The sequence below is a fragment of the Amycolatopsis sp. DSM 110486 genome (assembly GCF_019468465.1).
Taxonomy (GTDB): Bacteria; Actinomycetota; Actinomycetes; order Mycobacteriales; family Pseudonocardiaceae; genus Amycolatopsis.
Genome location: NZ_CP080519.1, coordinates 7,378,777 through 7,396,336 on the forward strand (window position 1 = coordinate 7,378,777; position 17,560 = coordinate 7,396,336).

Annotated in this window: 18 protein-coding genes and 1 tRNA gene; 11 read left to right on the top strand and 8 right to left on the bottom strand. The window is 71.0% G+C overall.

Annotated elements, in window-relative coordinates; translation table 11 throughout:
* Positions 1–66: 66 nt before the first annotated feature.
* From K1T34_RS35775 to K1T34_RS35790, 4 genes are all read left to right on the top strand, one after another.
* Complete coding sequence (locus K1T34_RS35775) at positions 67–696, top strand: transcriptional regulator (protein WP_220239138.1); 630 nt, start codon at positions 67–69, stop codon at positions 694–696.
* Complete coding sequence (locus K1T34_RS35780; protein ID WP_220239139.1) at positions 680–1,813, top strand: aminotransferase class I/II-fold pyridoxal phosphate-dependent enzyme; 1,134 nt, start codon at positions 680–682, stop codon at positions 1,811–1,813. Before K1T34_RS35775 ends, K1T34_RS35780 begins: the two co-directional genes overlap by 17 nt.
* Positions 1,810–2,742, top strand: coding sequence for an ornithine cyclodeaminase family protein (locus K1T34_RS35785; RefSeq protein ID WP_220239140.1), 933 nt, complete (start codon positions 1,810–1,812; stop codon positions 2,740–2,742). The genes K1T34_RS35780 and K1T34_RS35785 overlap by 4 nt, the downstream gene beginning before the upstream one ends.
* 108 nt (positions 2,743–2,850) lie before the next feature.
* Positions 2,851–3,804, top strand: a complete 954-nt coding sequence (locus tag K1T34_RS35790; protein ID WP_220239141.1) for an alpha/beta hydrolase — start codon at positions 2,851–2,853, stop codon at positions 3,802–3,804.
* 86 nt (positions 3,805–3,890) lie between these two features.
* Here K1T34_RS35790 and K1T34_RS35795 read toward each other — a convergent pair whose 3' ends face one another.
* The 6 genes from K1T34_RS35795 to K1T34_RS35820 all read right to left on the bottom strand — a co-directional run bounded on the left by K1T34_RS35795 (position 3,891) and on the right by K1T34_RS35820 (position 7,849).
* Positions 3,891–4,193 (bottom strand): helix-turn-helix domain-containing protein, encoded by a 303-nt coding sequence (locus tag K1T34_RS35795; RefSeq protein WP_220239142.1) that lies wholly within the window; start codon positions 4,191–4,193, stop codon positions 3,891–3,893.
* On the bottom strand, positions 4,166–5,455 hold the full coding sequence (locus K1T34_RS35800) for a hypothetical protein (protein WP_220239143.1): 1,290 nt from the start codon (positions 5,453–5,455) through the stop codon (positions 4,166–4,168). The genes K1T34_RS35795 and K1T34_RS35800 overlap by 28 nt, the downstream gene beginning before the upstream one ends.
* A 54-nt stretch (positions 5,456–5,509) precedes the next feature.
* Positions 5,510–5,965 (bottom strand): HNH endonuclease, encoded by a 456-nt coding sequence (locus tag K1T34_RS35805; RefSeq protein WP_220239144.1) that lies wholly within the window; start codon positions 5,963–5,965, stop codon positions 5,510–5,512.
* Between the two features lie 35 nt (positions 5,966–6,000).
* Positions 6,001–6,074, bottom strand: a tRNA-Cys gene (locus tag K1T34_RS35810).
* A 439-nt stretch (positions 6,075–6,513) separates the two neighbouring features.
* A complete protein-coding gene (locus K1T34_RS35815; RefSeq protein WP_220239145.1) occupies positions 6,514–6,879 on the bottom strand; it encodes a hypothetical protein in 366 nt (121 codons plus the stop codon).
* Between the two features lie 115 nt (positions 6,880–6,994).
* The gene (locus K1T34_RS35820) at positions 6,995–7,849 is read right to left on the bottom strand and encodes a LysR family transcriptional regulator (protein ID WP_220239146.1); all 855 of its coding nucleotides are present in this window, start codon (positions 7,847–7,849) and stop codon (positions 6,995–6,997) included.
* 69 nt (positions 7,850–7,918) lie between these two features.
* Between K1T34_RS35820 and K1T34_RS35825 the strand changes: the two genes are divergently transcribed.
* Both K1T34_RS35825 and K1T34_RS35830 read left to right on the top strand, forming a co-directional pair.
* Positions 7,919–8,917: a DMT family transporter gene (locus tag K1T34_RS35825; RefSeq protein ID WP_255637795.1), complete on the top strand. Its 999-nt coding sequence runs from the start codon at positions 7,919–7,921 to the stop codon at positions 8,915–8,917.
* A complete protein-coding gene (locus K1T34_RS35830) occupies positions 8,802–9,812 on the top strand; it encodes an FUSC family protein (protein ID WP_255638816.1) in 1,011 nt (336 codons plus the stop codon). The genes K1T34_RS35825 and K1T34_RS35830 overlap by 116 nt, the downstream gene beginning before the upstream one ends.
* Here K1T34_RS35830 and K1T34_RS35835 read toward each other — a convergent pair.
* Together K1T34_RS35835 and K1T34_RS35840 are read right to left on the bottom strand one after the other, a co-directional pair.
* Positions 9,809–10,225 carry a Fur family transcriptional regulator gene (locus tag K1T34_RS35835; RefSeq protein WP_220239148.1) on the bottom strand — a complete coding sequence of 139 codons (417 nt, stop codon included), beginning with the start codon at positions 10,223–10,225 and terminating at the stop codon, positions 9,809–9,811. The two genes, K1T34_RS35830 and K1T34_RS35835, sit on opposite strands and share 4 nt — an antisense overlap.
* A 76-nt stretch (positions 10,226–10,301) precedes the next feature.
* Positions 10,302–11,135 (bottom strand): IclR family transcriptional regulator C-terminal domain-containing protein, encoded by an 834-nt coding sequence (locus K1T34_RS35840; protein WP_255637796.1) that lies wholly within the window; start codon positions 11,133–11,135, stop codon positions 10,302–10,304.
* Between the two features lie 248 nt (positions 11,136–11,383).
* Here K1T34_RS35840 and K1T34_RS35845 point away from each other — a divergent pair, with 248 nt between their 5' ends.
* The 5 genes from K1T34_RS35845 to K1T34_RS35865 all read left to right on the top strand — a co-directional run bounded on the left by K1T34_RS35845 (position 11,384) and on the right by K1T34_RS35865 (position 17,545).
* Entirely contained in the window at positions 11,384–13,498 is a 2,115-nt protein-coding gene (locus K1T34_RS35845) for an acetate--CoA ligase family protein (protein WP_220239149.1), read from the top strand.
* A gap of 154 nt (positions 13,499–13,652) precedes the next feature.
* Positions 13,653–14,639: a cyclase family protein gene (locus tag K1T34_RS35850; protein WP_220239150.1), complete on the top strand. Its 987-nt coding sequence runs from the start codon at positions 13,653–13,655 to the stop codon at positions 14,637–14,639.
* A 29-nt stretch (positions 14,640–14,668) separates the two neighbouring features.
* The gene (locus K1T34_RS35855) at positions 14,669–15,454 is read left to right on the top strand and encodes an ABC transporter ATP-binding protein (protein WP_220239151.1); all 786 of its coding nucleotides are present in this window, start codon (positions 14,669–14,671) and stop codon (positions 15,452–15,454) included.
* 63 nt (positions 15,455–15,517) lie between these two features.
* Positions 15,518–16,330, top strand: a complete 813-nt coding sequence (locus K1T34_RS35860; RefSeq protein WP_220239152.1) for an ABC transporter permease — start codon at positions 15,518–15,520, stop codon at positions 16,328–16,330.
* Between the two features lie 54 nt (positions 16,331–16,384).
* Positions 16,385–17,545, top strand: a complete 1,161-nt coding sequence (locus tag K1T34_RS35865) for an ABC transporter substrate-binding protein (protein WP_220239153.1) — start codon at positions 16,385–16,387, stop codon at positions 17,543–17,545.
* The last annotated feature ends 15 nt before the right edge of the window (positions 17,546–17,560 follow it).

Genomic DNA, 17,560 nt, shown 5'->3' on the forward strand with positions numbered 1-17,560 from the left:
AAGTGTACGGTTCGGTACAGTGGGTGATTGGACTCTTCGTCCACACTGGATGTAGTGTCCAGATCCATGGACGGGAGGACGGCGCGCTGGGCGCCGGTGTGCGAGGCGATCGTGCGCCTGCTTTCGCCGCACGCGGAGGTGGTGCTGCACGACCCGCGCACGGATTGCGTGCTCGGCATCTGGAACGCGTTCTCGGGGCGTGAACCCGGGGACCCGTCGCTGCTCGGCGAGCTCGACGGCCTGCGGCCCGCGGGGAAAGACGTCTACGGCCCGTACCCGAAGTCATTGCCCGACGGACGGCGGCTGTCGAGTGTGAGCGCCGTGGTGAGAGACGAACACGGCAACGCCGAAGTGGTGTTGTGCGTGAACGTCGACCGCACCGCGTTCGACCAGGCCGCGCAGTTGCTGTCCGGGTTCGCGGCTCCGGTGACCGGACAGCCCCAGGCGCTGTTCGAACGCGACTGGACCGAGACGCTCAACGACGTGGTGGGCGAGTTCGTTCGCGATCACGCGACCCCGGTCGAGGTGTTGACCCGCGAACAACGCCTGGTGCTTCTCGCACGTCTGGACGCCGCCGGTGTGTTCGCGCAGCGTCGATCCGTGCCCGTGGTCGCACGCGCGTTGCGCATCTCCCGTTCGGCCACCTACCAACTGCTCGCCGAGATGCGCAAGGAGCCCGATGCCGACGCTTCCTGACTTCCGCCTGGAGACGTACTTCTCCCGCTGGGAGTTCACCGCCCGCCACCACCTCACGGCGTCGGACGTGCAGACCATGACCGTCGCCGAACTGCTGGCGCTGGCCGACGACGACGGCCGCGAACGCTGGGAGACCCTCGCGCTCGGCTACACCGAGACCTACGGCCTGCCCGCGCTGCGCGAGGAGATCGCCGCGACCTACACCGACATCGGCCCCGAGCACGTGCTGTGCTTCGCCGGCGCCGAAGAAGGTCTCTACCTGGCGATGCGGACGTTGCTCGAGCCCGGAGACCACGCCGTGGTGATCACGCCGAACTACCAGGCCGCGGAGACGATTCCGCTCTCGATCGGCGAGGTGTCCGGTGTCGCGCTGCGGCCCGAGGACGGCTGGGCCCTCGACGTCGACGAGATCGAACAGCAGCTGCGGCCCACCACGCGCCTGGTGTCGGTGAACTTCCCCAACAACCCGACCGGCGCCGTGCCGGACCTCGAGACCTGGACACGGCTCGTGCGCCTGTGCGAGGAGCGCGGCGTGCTGCTGTTCAGCGACGAGGTCTACCGCGGTCTGGAGCTCGACCCGTCGGCGACGCTGCCGCAGGCCGCCGACCTGTCCGCGTCGGCGCTTTCGCTCAACGTGATGTCCAAGGCCTATGGGCTCCCGGGCCTGCGCGTGGGCTGGATCGCCTGCCGCGACCCGGAAATCCTGCGGCGGCTCGAACGGGCCAAGCACTACACGTCGATCTGCAACTCGGCGCCGAGCGAGGTGCTCGCGCTGATCGGGCTGCGCGCGCGGGACGCGATCCTGGCGCGCAACCGCGCGGTGATCGCGGAGAACGTGCCGAAGTTCAACGCGTTTTTCGAGAATTACCAAGATCTGTTCGATTGGGCACCTCCGCAGGGCGGCTGCGTGTGCTTCCCGCGCTACCTCGGCGCGGACGGCGTCGAGGCGATGTGCACCGAGCTCGTCGAGCAGCGCGGCGTGCTGCTGCTGCCGGCGAGCATCTACCGATCCGACCTCACGGCGACGCCCGAGGACCGGTTCCGCGTCGGCGTGGGCCGTCGTGGTCCGGACGAAGGGCTGGCCGCGTGGGCGGAGTTCCTGGAGGAGCGGCGATGACGCTGGACGTGGTGGGACTGCCCGAGATCGAGGCCGTGGCGACGCGGGGGCTGGTGTTCGACGCCGTGCGCGGCGCGTTGATCGCGCACGCCGAGGGCCGCGCGCAGATGCCCGCGCCGATCGCGATGTGGTTCCCCGAGGCCGAGGGCGATTGCCATGTGAAGGCCGGCTACCTCGAAGGCGCCTCGCACTTCGGCGTGAAGGTGGCGTCGGGCTTCTACCGCAACGCCGAGCGCGGCCTGCCGACCAACAGCGGCCTCATGCTGGTTTTCGACGCGTCGACCGGCGTGCCCGCCGCGGTGCTGGCCGACGAGGGCTGGCTCACGGCGTGGCGGACGGCCGCCGCCGGCGCCCTGATCACCCATGCGCTGACTCCGCCGGACGTCGACGAGGTGGCCGTGTTCGGCACGGGACTGCAGGCGCGGCTGCAGGTCGAGTGGCTCGCGGACCTGCGGCCGCTGACCCTGGTGCGGGTGTGCGGCCGGCGGCCCGAGGCCGTTCGGAAGCTGTGTGCCGAACTGGGCGAAGCCGGGCTGACGGCCGTGCCCGCGACGGCGGGGGAAGCGGCGGCCACGCCGTGCGTGATCACGGCGACGGCGTCGACGAGCCCGGTGGCGCCGGCGGAGGCGTTCGCCGCGGTGCACGTGACCGGGATCGGCACCGACCTGCCGGGCAAGGCGGAGCTGCCGGCCGGGCTGTTCGCCCGCGCCACGACGATCGCGACCGACGACCACGCGCAGTGCCTCGCGCACGGCGACTTCGGCAACGCCGTCCGGGCCGGGACCGTCGCCGATGACGCGGACATCCCCGTCGGGCTGGTCCTGCGCGACGGGGTGCGGGATCGCTCGGGCCTGACGATCGCCGACCTCACCGGCGTCGGTGTGGCCGACGCCGCGGTTGCGACGGCCGTGTTCCGGCACCTGGGCTGAACTCCGCCGCGTGGCGGGCCCGGCGCCGCGGGTCGGCGACGCGTGGCGGATGAACGCGGCGGGTGCCGGCCGGGAGGATGGACGGCACCCGCACTCCTGGAGGCCCGCATGGACTACGCGTTCGATCCCGAGATCGCCGCCGCTCTCCCGATGATCCCCGACACCGGCGACCTGAGGGACCTGGTGTCGGCGCGGGAAAAGATGAAGGAGATGACGGCCGAGCTGGTCGGCGACGTCGACGAGACCGGCGTGACCGTGCGCGACACGACCGTGCCCGGCCCCGAGGGCGCGCCCGACGTGGCTGTTCGGATCTACACACCGGACAACATCGCCTCGCCCGCGCTGCTGTTCAACGTCCATGGCGGCGGCTTCATCGTCGGTGACGTCGACACCGATCACGCGGGCGTGGTCGAGCTCGCGCGGGACCTCGGGGTGGTCGTGGTGTCGGTGGACTACCGGCTCGCGCCCGAGGCGCCGTACCCGGCGGGCCTGGAGGACTGCTACGCGGCTCTCGTGTGGTCGGTCAAGCACGCCGACGAGCTCGGCATCGACTCCGAGCGCGTGGTCATCCACGGCGTCAGCGCGGGCGGCGGCCTGTGCGCCGCGCTCGCGCTGCTGGCGCGCGACCGCGGCGGGCCGGCCATCGCGTTCCAGTTCCTCGGCATCCCGGAGATCGACGACCGCCTGCGGACGCCCAGCATGCGCCGCTTCGACGACACTCCACTGTGGAACCTCCCCAACGCCGAGCTCAGCTGGGACTGCTACCTCGGCCCGGGCGTCCGCGGCACCGACGGCGTGCCCGTCTACGCCGCGCCCTCCCGCGCGACCGACCTGGCGGGCCTCCCGCCGGCGTACATCTCGGTGATGGAGTTCGACCCGCTGCGCGACGAGGGCATCGCCTACGCGCAGGCGCTGCTGGCCGCCGGCGTGACCACCGAGCTGCACCTGTTCCCCGGCACCTTCCACGGCTCCGCCATGATCCGCCACGCGACTATCACCCGGCGCGAGGCCGCGGAGTCCGGCGCGGTGCTGGCGCGGGCGCTGGGTGTGGAGCTGGGCTGAGGTTTGTGGCGACGTGGTGTCCGGGCGACGGCCCGGGCGCCGTGTTTTCGTTGTGTGGCTTGGTTTCGGGCGCCGGCCGCGGCCGGTCAGGTGCGGTGGGCCAATCGGTGTGCCAGCAGGGCGAGCCGGGTGCGGAAGCGGCCGGCGGGGTCGTCCAGGGGCCAGCCGAGAGCGTCTTCCACATGGGCGATCCGGGTGGCGACGGAGCTGTGGTGGCGGTGTAGCACGACGGCCGCCTGGCGCAGGGAACCGGTGCGGCAGAAGGCTTCGAGCGCTTCGAGGTCGGGAGCGGCGAGCGCGTCGAGGGCGCGGACGTCGGGCTGCGCGCGCAGGTGGTCGGCGGGGATCTCGGCCAGCAGGGTCAGCGACCCGAGGTTCTCGTGGACCACGAGCGGCTCCGTCGCGGGCACGGCGAACCGCTCGGCGAGGCGAGCCTGCAGCCAGGACCGCCGCGTCTCGAGCCCGGCGACGGCATCCCCACCCCCACCCGCACACTCCTGGACGACCCACGTTCGCGAGCGCGCAGGAAAAGTGCGTTTGCCAACACCCCCACCACCGTCGCCGGCCCCTCCCGGGGCTGCACCAACACCGCCGCGACCTCCCCGACCACCGCGACGCGCGCGCCCAGCGCCGTACCCCCGCGCGCAACCAGCGCGACGGCGGCGGCGCCCGGGTCGCGCCCGTCCTCGGTCCCGACCGCGACGACCCGCAACGGCCGCCCCGCGTCCAGCCCGAGCAACACGAGCGCCCGCGACCGGTCCTCCGCCGCCGCGCGCTCACCCAGCACCAACTCCACCAGCGCCGGGTCCGCCAGGTGCGGCTGCACGACCTGCGGCGCCGGCCCCAGCACCCGCGCGGCGATGGCGAAGCGCTCCAGCACGAGATCGTCGAGCGGCCCGGGCTCGCCGTCCCGCTCGAGCCACACCTGCCCCGCCGCCTCACCCCCGAGCTCGGTCGCCACGACGCGAGGTGTTGCCGGAGCCTCGCCGCCGCGCTCGCTCTCCTGGGCGGGGGTTTTGTGGTCGCGTGTGCCGGCGAGGTCGGTTGCGTCGGGGCGGGATGCTGAGAGCGCCTGGCCGCGCAGGCCGTTCGCCGGGGTGAGTGCTTGGGCGGGGGTCTTGTGGTCGCGTGTGCCGGCGAGGCCGGTTGCGTCGGGGCGTGGTGCTGAGAGCGCCTCGCCGCGCAGGCCGTTCGCCGAGGTCTGTGCCTCGGCGGGGGTCTCGCACCCGTTGCCGAAGCCGGTCGCCACCCGACGAGGGTCTGCCGGAGCGCCGTCAGGCGTGAGTCCACCGGGTTCGGCCGCTGCTACGCGAGCTTCGTTGCCGGTCTCGCGGTCATGCCCGTCGCCGAGGTCGGCTGCCCCGGGCCGCGGTTCGGCCGGTGTCCCGCCGTCGCGCGCGGGCCCGCTCGGCTGACTCGCCACCGCGCGCGCCTCCGTCCCGACCGCACGGGTGCCGTCGAGACGGAAGCGCAAGGGTGGTTCGCCGCCGCGTTGGAGGCCGGCGACGCATTCGGCGAGGGAGGCCGTGGCGCGGACCAGGTCGGCGATCGTGGCGCGGTGGGCCACGAGCTCGTCGAAGTACGCGATCACCCGCACCGCGGCCTCGGCGTCGGAGTCGACGGCCGAGAGGCGCAACAGCAGCCCCTTCATGGGAGCCAGCCTAGCGCCGCCCGGCCGTCGCGCACAGGTGTCGCATGTGGACGGTCAGCGCAGCAGGTGCAGCTGGTCCCACGTGGGCACGTGCGGGGTGATCCGCAGCGTCAGCCCGGTCTCGGCGAGGGGCCGGTCGGCCTTGCGAGCGTTGCAGCTGCGCGCGGTGCCACCGCACGCGGCGACGGTGTTGAGCCAGCTGGTGCGCTCACCGCCGCGGGACGTCGGGATGATGTGGTCGACCGTGGTCGCGTGGCGGCCGCAGTACGCGCACGTGTGGCCGTCGCGCTGGAGCACGCCGCGGCGTGACCACCGGGGCGGGCCGGTATAGCGCCACTTCATCACCACGTAGCGCAGCAGCCGCACGACCTTCGGGCGCGGGAAGATGCCCAGGTCGGCGCCGTCGCTCTCGTGGACGACCGCGACGTGGCGCACGAGCATCCGGATCGCGTGGGGGACGGAGACGGTGTGCAGGGGCTCGTAGCCGGCGTTGAGGACCAGGACACCCATGGCGACGGGCACCTCCTTTTCGGTTTTCGCTCGGGTGGAGACCGCGACCGGAGTTGAACCGGTTTGACCCGCTTTGCAAGCGGTTCCCTGGCCGTTCGGGCACGTGGTCGGAGAGGGGTATCGGAAATCGGGGTCGGAAAATGGCGCCGGAAATGTCACGAAAAAGTCACGGAAAACGAAAAAGCCGCCCTGATCGGTCTCCCGACGGGCGGCTCCGTGCTGCGACGCGTTCTGGGTGCGTCACGGCGTGGAGCCTGGTGTCTCGGCAGCGTAAGGCAGGCGCCGAGCATCGCCCGCGATGCCGAAGCACCCCGGACAAGCCTTGCGCTCTTCGCCGCCGAACATTCTCGTCACTCCTCGGTTGGTGGTGTACCACCACATCATGACCGACCTCGCGCGACGGCGTCAACGGTGATAATTCGCCCGGCGAACGACCTCGCCGGCCCCCGGAAATGTTTCGCGGGGCCGCCCACGCGTCCACAGTGGACGGGACGGCCCCGCACCTCCCCGGCCGGCGGGTGCTCGTCACCCCGACGGCCGGAGGGAACCTACTTGCAGCGCTTGCCACCCTCGACCGACGGCCACCACGTGCCCAGGGGCGGCGCCGGCGTCTTGGTCCAGGTGATCTTCGCGCACTTGCCCTCGCTGCGGGCCTTCTTCGCGGTCACGACCAGCGCCGCGATGGCGACGCCGCACGCGAGGTTGCCCGGCGTCGGGATGTTCTTGCAGACGCGGATCGCGGGCGTGCCCTCGGAGATCAGCTTCGTGGCGCTCTTGCTGAACACCCAGCTGCACGCGAAGAACCCGCAGTCGAGATCGGTGACGGCGGGCGCCGCGGACGCGGGGACCGGCGCGACGAGCAGGCTCGCGGCCACTAGTGGTGCCGCCAGCGGAGCGGCCCGGAGATTCCTCATGAAACGCCCCTTCCTGATCGCGTTTGTCCGAAATGGAGCATCCCGCGCGAAGGCGCCGATGTCTGCCCCCGCTCGGTTCTTACGCCCGAAGGGGTGACCGTCCACTGTGGCGGTTTCAGCGGGCCCGGTAGAGCTCGCTCAGCAGCGCCACCGCGGCGTGTGTGGCCGGATGGGGGTCGTGGCCGTGCCAGATCAGCCGCACCGGAACGGGGGCCGCGTCACGCACGCGGCGGTAGGCGATGCCGTCGCGGCGGTACTGGGTCACGGTGGAATACGGTGTGACGCCGACGCAGCGGCCAGTGGCGATGGCGGCCAGCCAGTCGTCGATCTCGTGAGTGGGCTCCACGCGCGGGCGCTCCGCCTCCGGCCACAGGTCGGTGGTCGTCGTGCCGGTGCGGCGGTCGATCACCAGGACGCGCGGGCTGAGATCGGCGAGCGTGACGGTGCGACGGCGCGCCAGAGGGTCGTCGGTGGCCATGGCGCAGTAGCGGTCCTCGTGGCCGACGATCGCGTGCGCGTACTTGCGGGTGTCCACGGCGGTGCGCACCACGGCGAGGTCGCACAGCCCTTCGGCCAGCCCACCCGTCGCGGTGTTGGTGCGGACCAGCAGCAGTTCGATGTCGGGGTGGCGATCGGCCCAGCGGCGCTGGAACTCGGCCGTGTGGCGGCCCATCGCGGACCACGCGTGGCCGACGCGCAGCCGGGTGTGCCCCGTCGTGGCCTCGCGCACGAGTTCTTCGGCCTCGGCCAGCAGGTGCCGGGCGCGGGCGAGCACCTGCACACCGGCCGTCGTCGGGGTGACGCTGCGGCTCGTGCGGTGGAGAAGTCGCACGCCGAGTGCGGATTCCAACGAAAGAAGTGTGCGCGACACCGCTGCTTGGGAGACTCCGAGCTCGATCGCCGCGTCCGTAAACGTTCCCGTGTCCACGATCGCCACCAGGCACCGCAGGTGCCGTAGCTCCAGATCCATGACTCCAGCGTATGCGTGCCGCGATGAATGCATTTTGCGCATGCACGGCCGTGCCGCAGGCTCGCCGGCATGACCCAGGACAACCGCACCGGCGTGGCGTTGATGTTCGGCGGCGCGACCGCGAACCAGCTCGGCGCGGCCACAGCCGCGCTGGCGTTCCCGGTGCTCGGGCCCGCCGGCGTGGTGGCCGTGCGCCAGTGGGTGGCCGCCGTGCTGCTGCTCGCCGTGGGACGCCCGCGGCTGCGGTCGTTCACTGCCCGTCAGTGGCGCCCGGTCCTCGGGCTCGCGGCGGTGTTCGCGACGATGAACCTCTCGCTCTACTCCGCGATCGACCGGATCGGCCTCGGGCTGGCCGTGACGCTGGAGTTCCTCGGCCCGCTTGCCGTCGCGCTGGCCGGCTCGCGTCGCCGAACGGACCTGGCCTGTGCGATTGCCGCCGCCGCGGCTGTCGGAATCCTCACGCGACCCCGGCCCAGCACCGACTACCTCGGCGTCGCACTCGCGCTGGTCGCGGCCACGTGCTGGGCCTGCTACATCCTGCTCAACCGCACCGTCGGCCGCCGGCTGCCCGGCGTGCAGGGCTCCGCCGCGGCGGCGGGTGTGTCCGGTCTGCTGTACCTGCCCGTCGGGATCGTGGTGTTTTTCCACCACCGCCCCACGCCGGCGGCACTCGGGGCCGCGCTCGCGGCCGGGGTGCTGTCCTCGGCGCTGCCGTTCCTCGCCGACCTGCTGGCGCTGCGGCGAGTCCCGACGCGGTTCTTCGGGGTCTTCATGAGCGTGAACCCGGTGCTGGCCGCACTGGTGGGCGAAGTGGTGCTTCACCAGCGGCTCGACGCTCCGGCATGGGCGGCGATCGCCGTGATCGTGGCGGCCAACACGGTGGCGGCGTGTCGGGTGAAGGGCGCGAACTCGGGCGCCGTACCGTCGGTGCAGGAGGTGGCGGATGGTGCGGATGTCGGACCGCGCGTGGCCGTCGACGGTGATCCCGAGCGACGAGCACGAACGCGCGCAGGCGACCGGTGTCCTGTTCCGGCGCATGGGCTGGGTGACGGAGACGCTGACGCGTGACGAGCGCGAGGACGTCGAGCGCCAGCTCGAGTTCTGGTACAGCAGCGGCTACTGCCCCGACGCGCTGCTGATCGCGCTCAGCACCCTGCCCGACGGCACGCGCCAGCGCCCCCGCCACTCCGGCGAACGTCCCGGCGGCTTCCTGCGCTCACGGCTGGAGGGCTGGTTCAACGACGCGGCGCAGGCCGCGATGACCGAGGTCCACGAGCCGCCGCGGCGCGGGCAGTCGTTCGAGGCGTGGTTCGAGAACAACCGCCGTCAGGCCGCGGCAGAGGGCACGGGCCGCCGGCGCCCGCGCGTCACCGAGGCGGGGCAGAGCGCGCGTGATGAAGCTCGAACATTCGCGGCGTCCCGGCGCAAAGATCCGCTCGCGCGCCTGCGCGAAAGTGAACAACGCCGGGCCGCGGCGCTCGACAGCCTGCGCGTGGAGGGTGCCGCCGCACCCGTGATCCCGGCTTCCCCGCAGGAGACGCGCTCGACCCCGCGGATGGTGGCGTCGTTCGCGGCCCGCCAGTCCGTGGCGGCGAGGTCACCTCAGGTGGTGCGAATCGTCCAACGGTTGCGCGAGGAGAAACGCGGACCGTCGCCGGCCGAACTCGCCGTGCTGCGCAACGCCGTCCGCGACGCCCACCACAACGCCGGCCTCGGCACCCTCGAAGCGGCGAGCGCGCAGATCGGCGACGACACCTCGGCGCTCACCCCGGAGGGGTTGCGCGTGTTGTCGTTTCTCGACCACGCGGACGAGAGCAAGCTGCCGGTGGAGGCGATGATCCGCCTGCTCACCCTGACCGTCGACGAGACGGCGACTCCCGAGGCCACAACCCCCGAGACCACAATCCCCGAGACGGCCACCCCGGACACCGCCACTCCAGAGCCGAACCCGGAGCAGGATTAAGCCCGCGCCGCACACTCCGCGCACAGGCCCCACCACGTGACCTCGGCCTCGTCGATCGTGAACCCGGGCGCCGACGACGGGTGCAGGCACGGCGCCGAGCCCTCGGCGCACGGCACGTCCTCGATCCGGCCACAACCGCGGCACACCAGGTGGTGGTGGTTGTCGTGCCGGTCGAGCTCGAAGCGCGCGGGCGAGCCGGCCGGTTCGAGCGTGCGCAGCAGACCGACGCCGACGAGGTCGTCCAGCACGTTGTAGAGCCCTTGCCGCGACAGCCCGCCGGTGCCGGCCTCGACGGTCGCCGCGATCTCGGCGGCCGTGGTGTGCGGGTGGTCGCGCACGGCACCGAGCACCGCCCGGCGCTGGGCCGTGTTCCGCAGTCCCCTCCGCTTCAGCTGGACCGCGAAGTCATCCATGACCCGATGGTAACTTCGCACCACTCGGTGACACCGATCGAGGGACCCGGGTCACATCCGGCCCGAAACGGCCTGCTCAGGCCCCGTCCTCGTCGCCGACGCCGAACGACTGGCGCCGCCGCGCGATGGCCCGCAGGTCCGCCTCGATCTCGCCGGCGGTGCGGCGCAGCGGTTCGAGCAGCTGCCCACGCATCTCTTCTTTCGAACGCCGGGTCGAGTGCATCGAGACGTTCAGCGACGCGTACACCTGCCCGTCCTCGTGCCGCAGCGGCACGGCGATCGAGCGCAGGCCCAGGTCGAGCTCCTGGTCGACGAGCGCGTAGTCGTCGGCGCGCACGCGGTCGAGGATCGCGCCCAGCTTCGCCGGGTCCTTCACCGTGCGCGGCGTGAACGGCTGCAGCTCGACACGTTTCAAGTACTCCGCGCGCCACTCTTCGGGCTGGAACGCGAGCAGCACGCGCCCCATCGACGACGGGTGCGCCGGGATCCGGCTGCCGATCGTCACGTTGAGCGCCATGATCCGCCTTGCGGGCGTGCGGACCAGTCCGACGTAGACGATCTCGTCGTCCTCGAGCACGCACAGCGCCGCCGAGTCGTCGACCTCCGCCACCAGCTTGTCCAGGTGCGGGCGCGCGACCTCCGCGAGGCCCTGGCTCGACAGGAACGCGTTGCCGAGCTCGAGGATCCGCGGCCGCAGCCAGAACCGCTTGCCGTCGGTGTGCACGTAGCCGACCTCGGCGAGCGTGAGCAGGAAGCGGCGGGCGGCCGCGCGCGTGACGCCGGCGAGCTCGGCCACCTCGGTCAGCGTGAGCTCCGGCCCGTGCCCGTCGAACGCGCGGATCACGGCCAAGCCGCGTTCGAACGACTGGACCAGGTCGCCCTTGCTGATCGGGCCCGGTTTGTCGGCCACTGCCGGTCACCTCCTGAATCTGCTTCGACCCGAAACTCTCGCACGGTCCAGGCCACCGCCGCAGTCCGCCTCGATTCTTGACAGTCCGACGGCGGCGAGGCATGGTTTGTGCGAGCTACGGAAACTTGTTCGACCTCCGCACAAACTAGAGCACACTCAGAGACGACCCGTAAAGGGGTGTCCGTGGATCCGACGACAGAGACGTCGCTCCGGACGACCGGGACCTGCCGACCGCAGGCGGCCCGGCCGTGAGCGCCGGTCTGCGCGCGCTCTTCGGCCCGCGCTCGGTCGCCGTCGTCGGTGCGCGCGAAGCCGAAGGCAACCGCGGCGCCGCGGCCGTGCGGTTCCTGCGCAAGTTCGGTTACTCGGGCGAGGTCTTCCCGGTTCATCCCTCGGGCGAGCCGGTGGCCGGATACGCCGGTTACCGCGGCCTGGCCGACCTGCCGTGCGCGCCGGACCTGGCGATCGTCGGGGTCGGGGCCGCGCGTGTGCCGGACCTGGTGCCGCAGCTGGCCGAAGCCGGCGTCGCCGCGGCGATCCTGTGGGCGGGCGGCTTCGCCGAAACCGGGAACGCGGGCTTGCAGGAGCAGGTCACCGAACGGGCACGCGCCGCCGGGATCCGGCTGCTCGGCCCCAACTGCCTGGGAGTGGTGAACACCGCCCTCGGTTTCACCGGCACGTTCGCCTCGTGGCTGTCCGGTGTGGACACGCTCTTGCCGGGACGGATCGGGATGGTGAGCCAGAGCGGGGGCCTCGCCGCGTCGGCACACTCGTGGGCGCAGGCGGCGGGTACCGGCTTCGGGCACATGATCAGCACGGGCAACGAGGCTGACGTCGGCGCCGTCGAGGCGCTCGCGTACCTGGTCGACGACCCCGGGACCGCGGTGCTCGCGTGTTACCTCGAAGGTCTCACCGACGGCGCAGGGCTGGTCTCGGTGCTGCGGGCCGCGCGGCGTGCGGGCAAACCCGTGGTGGTGCTCAAGGGCGGACGCTCCGCGGTGAGTGCGCAGGCGATCGCCGCGCACACCGGAGCGCTCGCGGGGCAGGCGCGAATCTGGGACGCGGTGCTGGAGCAAGAAGGCGCTGTGCGGGTGACCTCGGCGCAGGAGCTCGTGGAAGTCGCGTCGTTCCTCGCCGCCCATGCCGATCGGCCGCTGCCGGGGCGCCGGGTCGTCGTGGTGAGCCACGGTGGCGGGCAAGGGATCGTGGCCGCGGACCTGTGTCACGACGCCGGGCTCGAGGTGCCGCTGCTGAGCGCGGCGACGCGCCGGCGGCTGGCGCCGTTGCTGCCGTCGATCGCGTCGAACCGCAATCCGATCGACCTGACGCCGGAGGCGTTCACGCGGGCGGAGTGGCGGGAGACGTTCCCGGAAGCGTTGCGGGTGCTGGCTTCCTGTGGCGAGGCCGATGTGGTCCTGGTGCAACTGGGTGCGATGAGCGCAGCGGCGGGGGAGGAGCTGGCGCTCGCGCTGTGCGAGGCGCACGACACCGGACCCGCGACGCTCGCGGTGCACTGCAAGGGTTTTCCGCCGACGGCCGAGGCGTTGCTGAAGGCCGAGGGGATCCACGTGTTCGCCGAGCAGGCCTCGGCGACCGTCACGTTGGGGCGAGTGGCCGCCGCTGCGCGCGACGTCGGCGCCGAGTCCGCACGGCTTGTCGCCGACGCGGTGCGGCACAGACCACGCGGTGTCCCGCACGCGGTCGACGGGCAGGTGTTCCCCGAACACGAGGTGCACCGGTTGCTGGCCGAAGCCGGGCTGCGTACTCCGCGAGGTGTCGTCGCGCCGTCGGCCGAAGATGCCGTGGCGACAGCGCGGGACATCGGGTTTCCGGTGGTGCTCAAGGTCGTTTCGCCGGAGGTCACGCATCGCGTCGACGCCGGACTTGTCCGGTTGGGACTGTCCGATGAGGACGCCGTCCGGAAGGCGCACGACGAGTTCACGGCCGCGATCGCGCGGCTGGGCCTTACCGGTGCGTCCTGTTTCGTTCAGGAACAGGCGGAGTCCGGAACCGAACTTTTCGTGTCCGTGTTCCGAGATCCCGTGTTCGGGCTCGTCGTGTCCTGTGGTGCGGGTGGTGTGCTCGCCGAGCTGCTCGACGACGTCGCGTTCGCCACCGTGCCGCTCGACGAGCGGAAAGCGTTGCGGCTGCTGGAGAAACTCCGGTTCACGCGACATCCGAAGGGGCTCGACCTCACCGTGGCCGGCAAGCCGGCGGCGGAGTTCCTGGTGGCGTTCGCGGAGTTCGCCCGGGGCCTGCCTTGGGCCCGGTTCGTGCTCGAGCTCAACCCCGTCTCCGTCACCGCGGCCGGCGCGATCGCGCTCGACGGTCTGCTGATCGTGGAGCGTTCTTCGTTGGTGTGAGCGAAAAGCCACATCGGGTCCGCCAGATGTTCGTTTCACAACAGAGATCTGTTCGAATATTGACACCGCTGCAACGCGCGCTTAACGTCGCAACCACTTCCCCGCACTTCACGGCCGCGAGTCCGCGGCTCTCCCCGGACAGGTTGGAGCACCAGTGGCGAAGGCAGACGCGATCCCGGACTACGACGACCTCCCCACCAAGGGCGGGTTGCCGTGTTCCTGGGGGCTGTGGGGCCCGGACGACAAGCTGGGCTGCCTCAACCTGATCACCGAGGAGCACGCGGCCGCAGCGGCCCAGGGCGTGCGGCGTGGCGCGGTGTTCTCGCTCAACTGGCGGATGGACCTGCCGAGCCCGGCTTTCTTCGGCCGGCCCAACCTGCGCCACGAGATCGTGAAGTCGACCACCTCCACCTCGCTCAACGACGTGCTCCACGACTGGAACACCCAGGCTTCGTCGCAGTGGGACGGATTCCGGCACGTGGAGCGCGTCGGATTCGGCAACTACAACGGGATCCCGAGCGAGGAGCACGGCGTCCACGTGTGGGCCGAGCGCGGGATCTTCGGCCACGCGGTGCTCGCCGACGTCGGCCGCTACCGCGAGCAGATGGGCCGGCCGCTGGACTACCGCACGTCCGACCCGATCGAGGTGGCCGACCTCGTGGGCGCGCTGGAGAGCCAGCAGGTGGAAGTCCACAGTGGAGACATCCTGCTGGTGCGTACCGGCTGGACGGAGTGGTACGAAAGCCTCACCGCGGACGAACGCGCCGGGATCGCCCCGATCCCGGCTCTGCGCACGCCCGGGCTGCGTCCGGTCGAGGACATGGTCCGCACGCTGTGGAACCTGCGCCTCGCTGCCGTCGCGGCGGACAACCCGGCGCTCGAGATCTGGCCGCCGGGCGCGCTGCTCGAACCCGGCGAAGAAGCCGAAGCCATCAAAGCGGATCCCGCCCGGCGCCACGAGATGATGCTGCACCCGCGGCTCATCCCCATGCTGGGCATGCCGATCGGCGAGATGTGGGACCTCGCCCGGCTCGCCGAGGACTGCGCGCGTGACCGGGTCTACCGGTTCCTGCTCGCGTCGGCCCCCATCAACCTCCTCCACGGCGCGGCCTCCCCGGCCAACGCCCTGGCCGTCAAGTGACCCCGCTGCAGACTGACGAGGACGAAGCGATGACGCTCTCCCAGACCACCGACACCCTGCCCGCGCGGATCGTCGTGGACGACCTGACCGTGACGATGCAGCTCAAGGACCGCAGCTTCGACGCGGTGCAGAACGCTTCGTTCACGATCGAACCCGGGCAGACGCTCGCCATCGTCGGCCCGTCGGGCTGCGGGAAGACGACGCTGCTCAACGTGCTGGGCGGTTTCACCGGTGCCACCACCGGCGAGGCCCTGATCGACGGCGCGCCCGTCGGTGCCCCCGACGAGCACCGGGCCACCGTGTTCCAGGCCGACGCGGTGTTCCCTTGGCTCACCGTGCGCGGCAACCTCGAGTACGGCCCGCGCATCCGCCACGCACAGGACGCGGCGTCGAAGGCTCGCACCGAACACTTCCTGCAGGTGCTCGGGCTCGAGGCGTTCGCCGACGAGTTCCCGAAGGTGCTCTCCGGTGGCATGCGCAAGCGAGTGGACATCGGGCGTGCGTATGTGAACAACCCGCGCACCATCCTGCTCGACGAGCCGTTCGGCGCGCTCGACGAGATCACCAAGGAACAGCTGCAGGACGAGCTCGTGAACCTCAGTGTGAGCGACCCCAAGACGCTGGTGTTCATCACCCACGACATCGAGGAAGCGATCTTCGTGGGCGACATGGTGGCGGTGATGACCCCGCGGCCGGGGCGCATCCGCAAGATCATCGACGTGCCGTTCGCCCGGCCGCGCCCCGAGAACGTCCGCATGGAACCCGCCTTCCAGGAGCTGCGCCGCGAGATCCAGTCGCTGCTGCGCAACGAGTGAACCCGCCGTCCCCGCCTGCCGAACACTGCCCGCCGAACAAGGCCGTTCGAGAGTGAGAATCCGATGACCCAGCTCGACACCCCGCCGGTGCGGACCGCGCGGCCGTCCGCACGGCCGCGCCGCCGCCTGGATCTGCGCATCCTCAGCGTGCTCGCCGTCGTGGTCGTGCTCGCCGCGTGGTACCTGCTCACTGACCTGCTGAAGGTCGTGCCCGACCTGTACTTCCCGTCGATCGCGTCCACGATCGAGGCGGGCAAGACGCTCGGGAGCAACCTCGCCCTGGACTTCGGGTCCACCGCGTACCGCATGCTCTTCGGCTGGGTGATCGGGTGCGCCCTCGGTGTGCTCGCCGGCCTGATCATGGCGCGCAGCCGCATCGCGTACTTCTCGGTCAACCCGCTGATCGAGATCATCCGGCCGGTGCCGCCGATCGCGCTGATCCCGTTCACGATCCTGTGGTTCGGGCTCACCGACACCCAGCGCATCGCCCTGGCCGCGCTGCCGTGTTTCATGACGCTCGCCGTGACCACAATGGAGTCGGCGAAGAACGTGAACCCGCTGTTCGTGCGGGCCGCGCAGTCGCTGGGCGCCTCGCCCAACCAGATCTACCGCACCGTGGTCCTGCGCGCGATCCTGCCGAACCTCGTGGCGTCGCTGCGGATCGCGGCCGCGCTGGCGTGGGCCGTGGTGGTGTCGGCCGAGTACCTCGGCGCGCAGAACGGCATCGGCTACCTGATCCTGCAGGCGAGCAACTCGCTCAACACGTCGGTGGTCCTCATCGGCACGGCGACGGTCACCATCGGCGCGTTCGTTTTCGATCAGATCCTGCGCCTGGTGACGAAGTTCCTCACCCGCTGGGTCGACCGGATGTCCTGATCCGCTCACCCCTCTTTCGTTCCCCACCGAATTCCGTCAGAAAGCGAACACCCGATGAGGATCAGCAAACGTCTCCGCCTCGGCGGTGTCCTGGTCGCGGCCGGGCTGCTGGCGAGCGCCCTGACCGCGTGCGCCGGCTCCAGCAGCGAAGGCGCGCCGATCGAAGGCTGTGCGAAGACCACCAACATCCAGATCGCGACCACGCCGTACCAGGACTCGCTGATCATGAGCCTGGGCAACCAGCTCGGGTGGTACAAGCAGGCCTGCCTGAACGTGACGTTCCAGAACGTGGCGCTCACGAACATCTCGAAGATCGTCGCGAGCGGACACGGCGCGCCGGTGGGCTGGCGCACGTCGTCGGAGATCAACCAGGCACAACACCTCGACTCCGACCTGATCTACCTGTACCCGTGGGACATCTGCAGCAGCTGCTCGGCGCTCATGGCCCGGCCGGGCACCGGGCTGAAGAGCTACACCGAGTTCAAGAACTCCGGCATGAGCCGGGAAGCCGCCATCGCCGCGGTGATCAACGAGCTGCACGGCAAGTCGATCGTCACGACGCTCAAGAACAGCCGCGCCGAGGTGATCCAGAGCGCGATCCAGTCGCAGGGCAAGCCGCTGGACTGGGCGAGCTACGTGGACCTCGACCCGGCGAGCGGGTACACCGCGTTCCTCTCGGGCACGGGCGACACCTACATCGCCGGCCTGCCGCAGCAGCAACCGTTGGCGGACAAGGGGTACAAGAACCTGCTGACCGGCGCGGAGCTCTCCCCGCCGCCGCTCAACGGGTTCCTCACCACCAAGACGTACTGGAATGAGAACAAGGACGCGCTGCTCTCGCTCATCCACGTCACGTTCATGGCCATCCGCTACACCGACGCCAACCGCGACGCCGTCGCCAAGTACGTGTCCGACACCTACAACAAGCAGACCGGCAGCACGCTCACGGTCGCGGACTTCAACCGCTACTGGCAGAACCTCGAGACGTACCCGGCCAACGCGGGTGACGCCCAGAAGAAGATGTTCACGCCCGGCGCCCCCGCGTACTGGCGGACGATCTGGGACGAGGACAACAACTACTTCTTCACCAACACCCACATCATCCCGGAACCGGCGCCGGCGTCGGCGTTCCTGGGCGAAGAGGTGCAGAAGGCCTACGTCGCCAAGTACGGCGCGGACGAAACGGGGTGGACGAAGCCGACCGGGAATCTGTGACAAAGGGGACAGAGT

Bases quoted from the DNA above. Each gene is read 5' to 3' on its own strand.
- K1T34_RS35775 (WP_220239138.1), top strand. From the start codon at position 67: ATGGACGGGAGGACGGCGCGCTGGGCGCCGGTGTGCGAGGCGATCGTG.
- K1T34_RS35780 (WP_220239139.1), top strand. From the start codon at position 680: ATGCCGACGCTTCCTGACTTCCGCCTGGAGACGTACTTCTCCCGCTGG.
- K1T34_RS35785 (WP_220239140.1), top strand. From the start codon at position 1,810: ATGACGCTGGACGTGGTGGGACTGCCCGAGATCGAGGCCGTGGCGACG.
- K1T34_RS35790 (WP_220239141.1), top strand. From the start codon at position 2,851: ATGGACTACGCGTTCGATCCCGAGATCGCCGCCGCTCTCCCGATGATC.
- K1T34_RS35800 (WP_220239143.1), bottom strand. From the start codon at position 5,455: ATGAAGGGGCTGCTGTTGCGCCTCTCGGCCGTCGACTCCGACGCCGAG.
- K1T34_RS35805 (WP_220239144.1), bottom strand. From the start codon at position 5,965: ATGGGTGTCCTGGTCCTCAACGCCGGCTACGAGCCCCTGCACACCGTC.
- K1T34_RS35815 (WP_220239145.1), bottom strand. From the start codon at position 6,879: ATGAGGAATCTCCGGGCCGCTCCGCTGGCGGCACCACTAGTGGCCGCG.
- K1T34_RS35820 (WP_220239146.1), bottom strand. From the start codon at position 7,849: ATGGATCTGGAGCTACGGCACCTGCGGTGCCTGGTGGCGATCGTGGAC.
- K1T34_RS35825 (WP_255637795.1), top strand. From the start codon at position 7,919: ATGACCCAGGACAACCGCACCGGCGTGGCGTTGATGTTCGGCGGCGCG.
- K1T34_RS35830 (WP_255638816.1), top strand. From the start codon at position 8,802: ATGTCGGACCGCGCGTGGCCGTCGACGGTGATCCCGAGCGACGAGCAC.
- K1T34_RS35835 (WP_220239148.1), bottom strand. From the start codon at position 10,225: ATGGATGACTTCGCGGTCCAGCTGAAGCGGAGGGGACTGCGGAACACG.
- K1T34_RS35855 (WP_220239151.1), top strand. From the start codon at position 14,669: ATGACGCTCTCCCAGACCACCGACACCCTGCCCGCGCGGATCGTCGTG.
- K1T34_RS35860 (WP_220239152.1), top strand. From the start codon at position 15,518: ATGACCCAGCTCGACACCCCGCCGGTGCGGACCGCGCGGCCGTCCGCA.
- K1T34_RS35865 (WP_220239153.1), top strand. From the start codon at position 16,385: ATGAGGATCAGCAAACGTCTCCGCCTCGGCGGTGTCCTGGTCGCGGCC.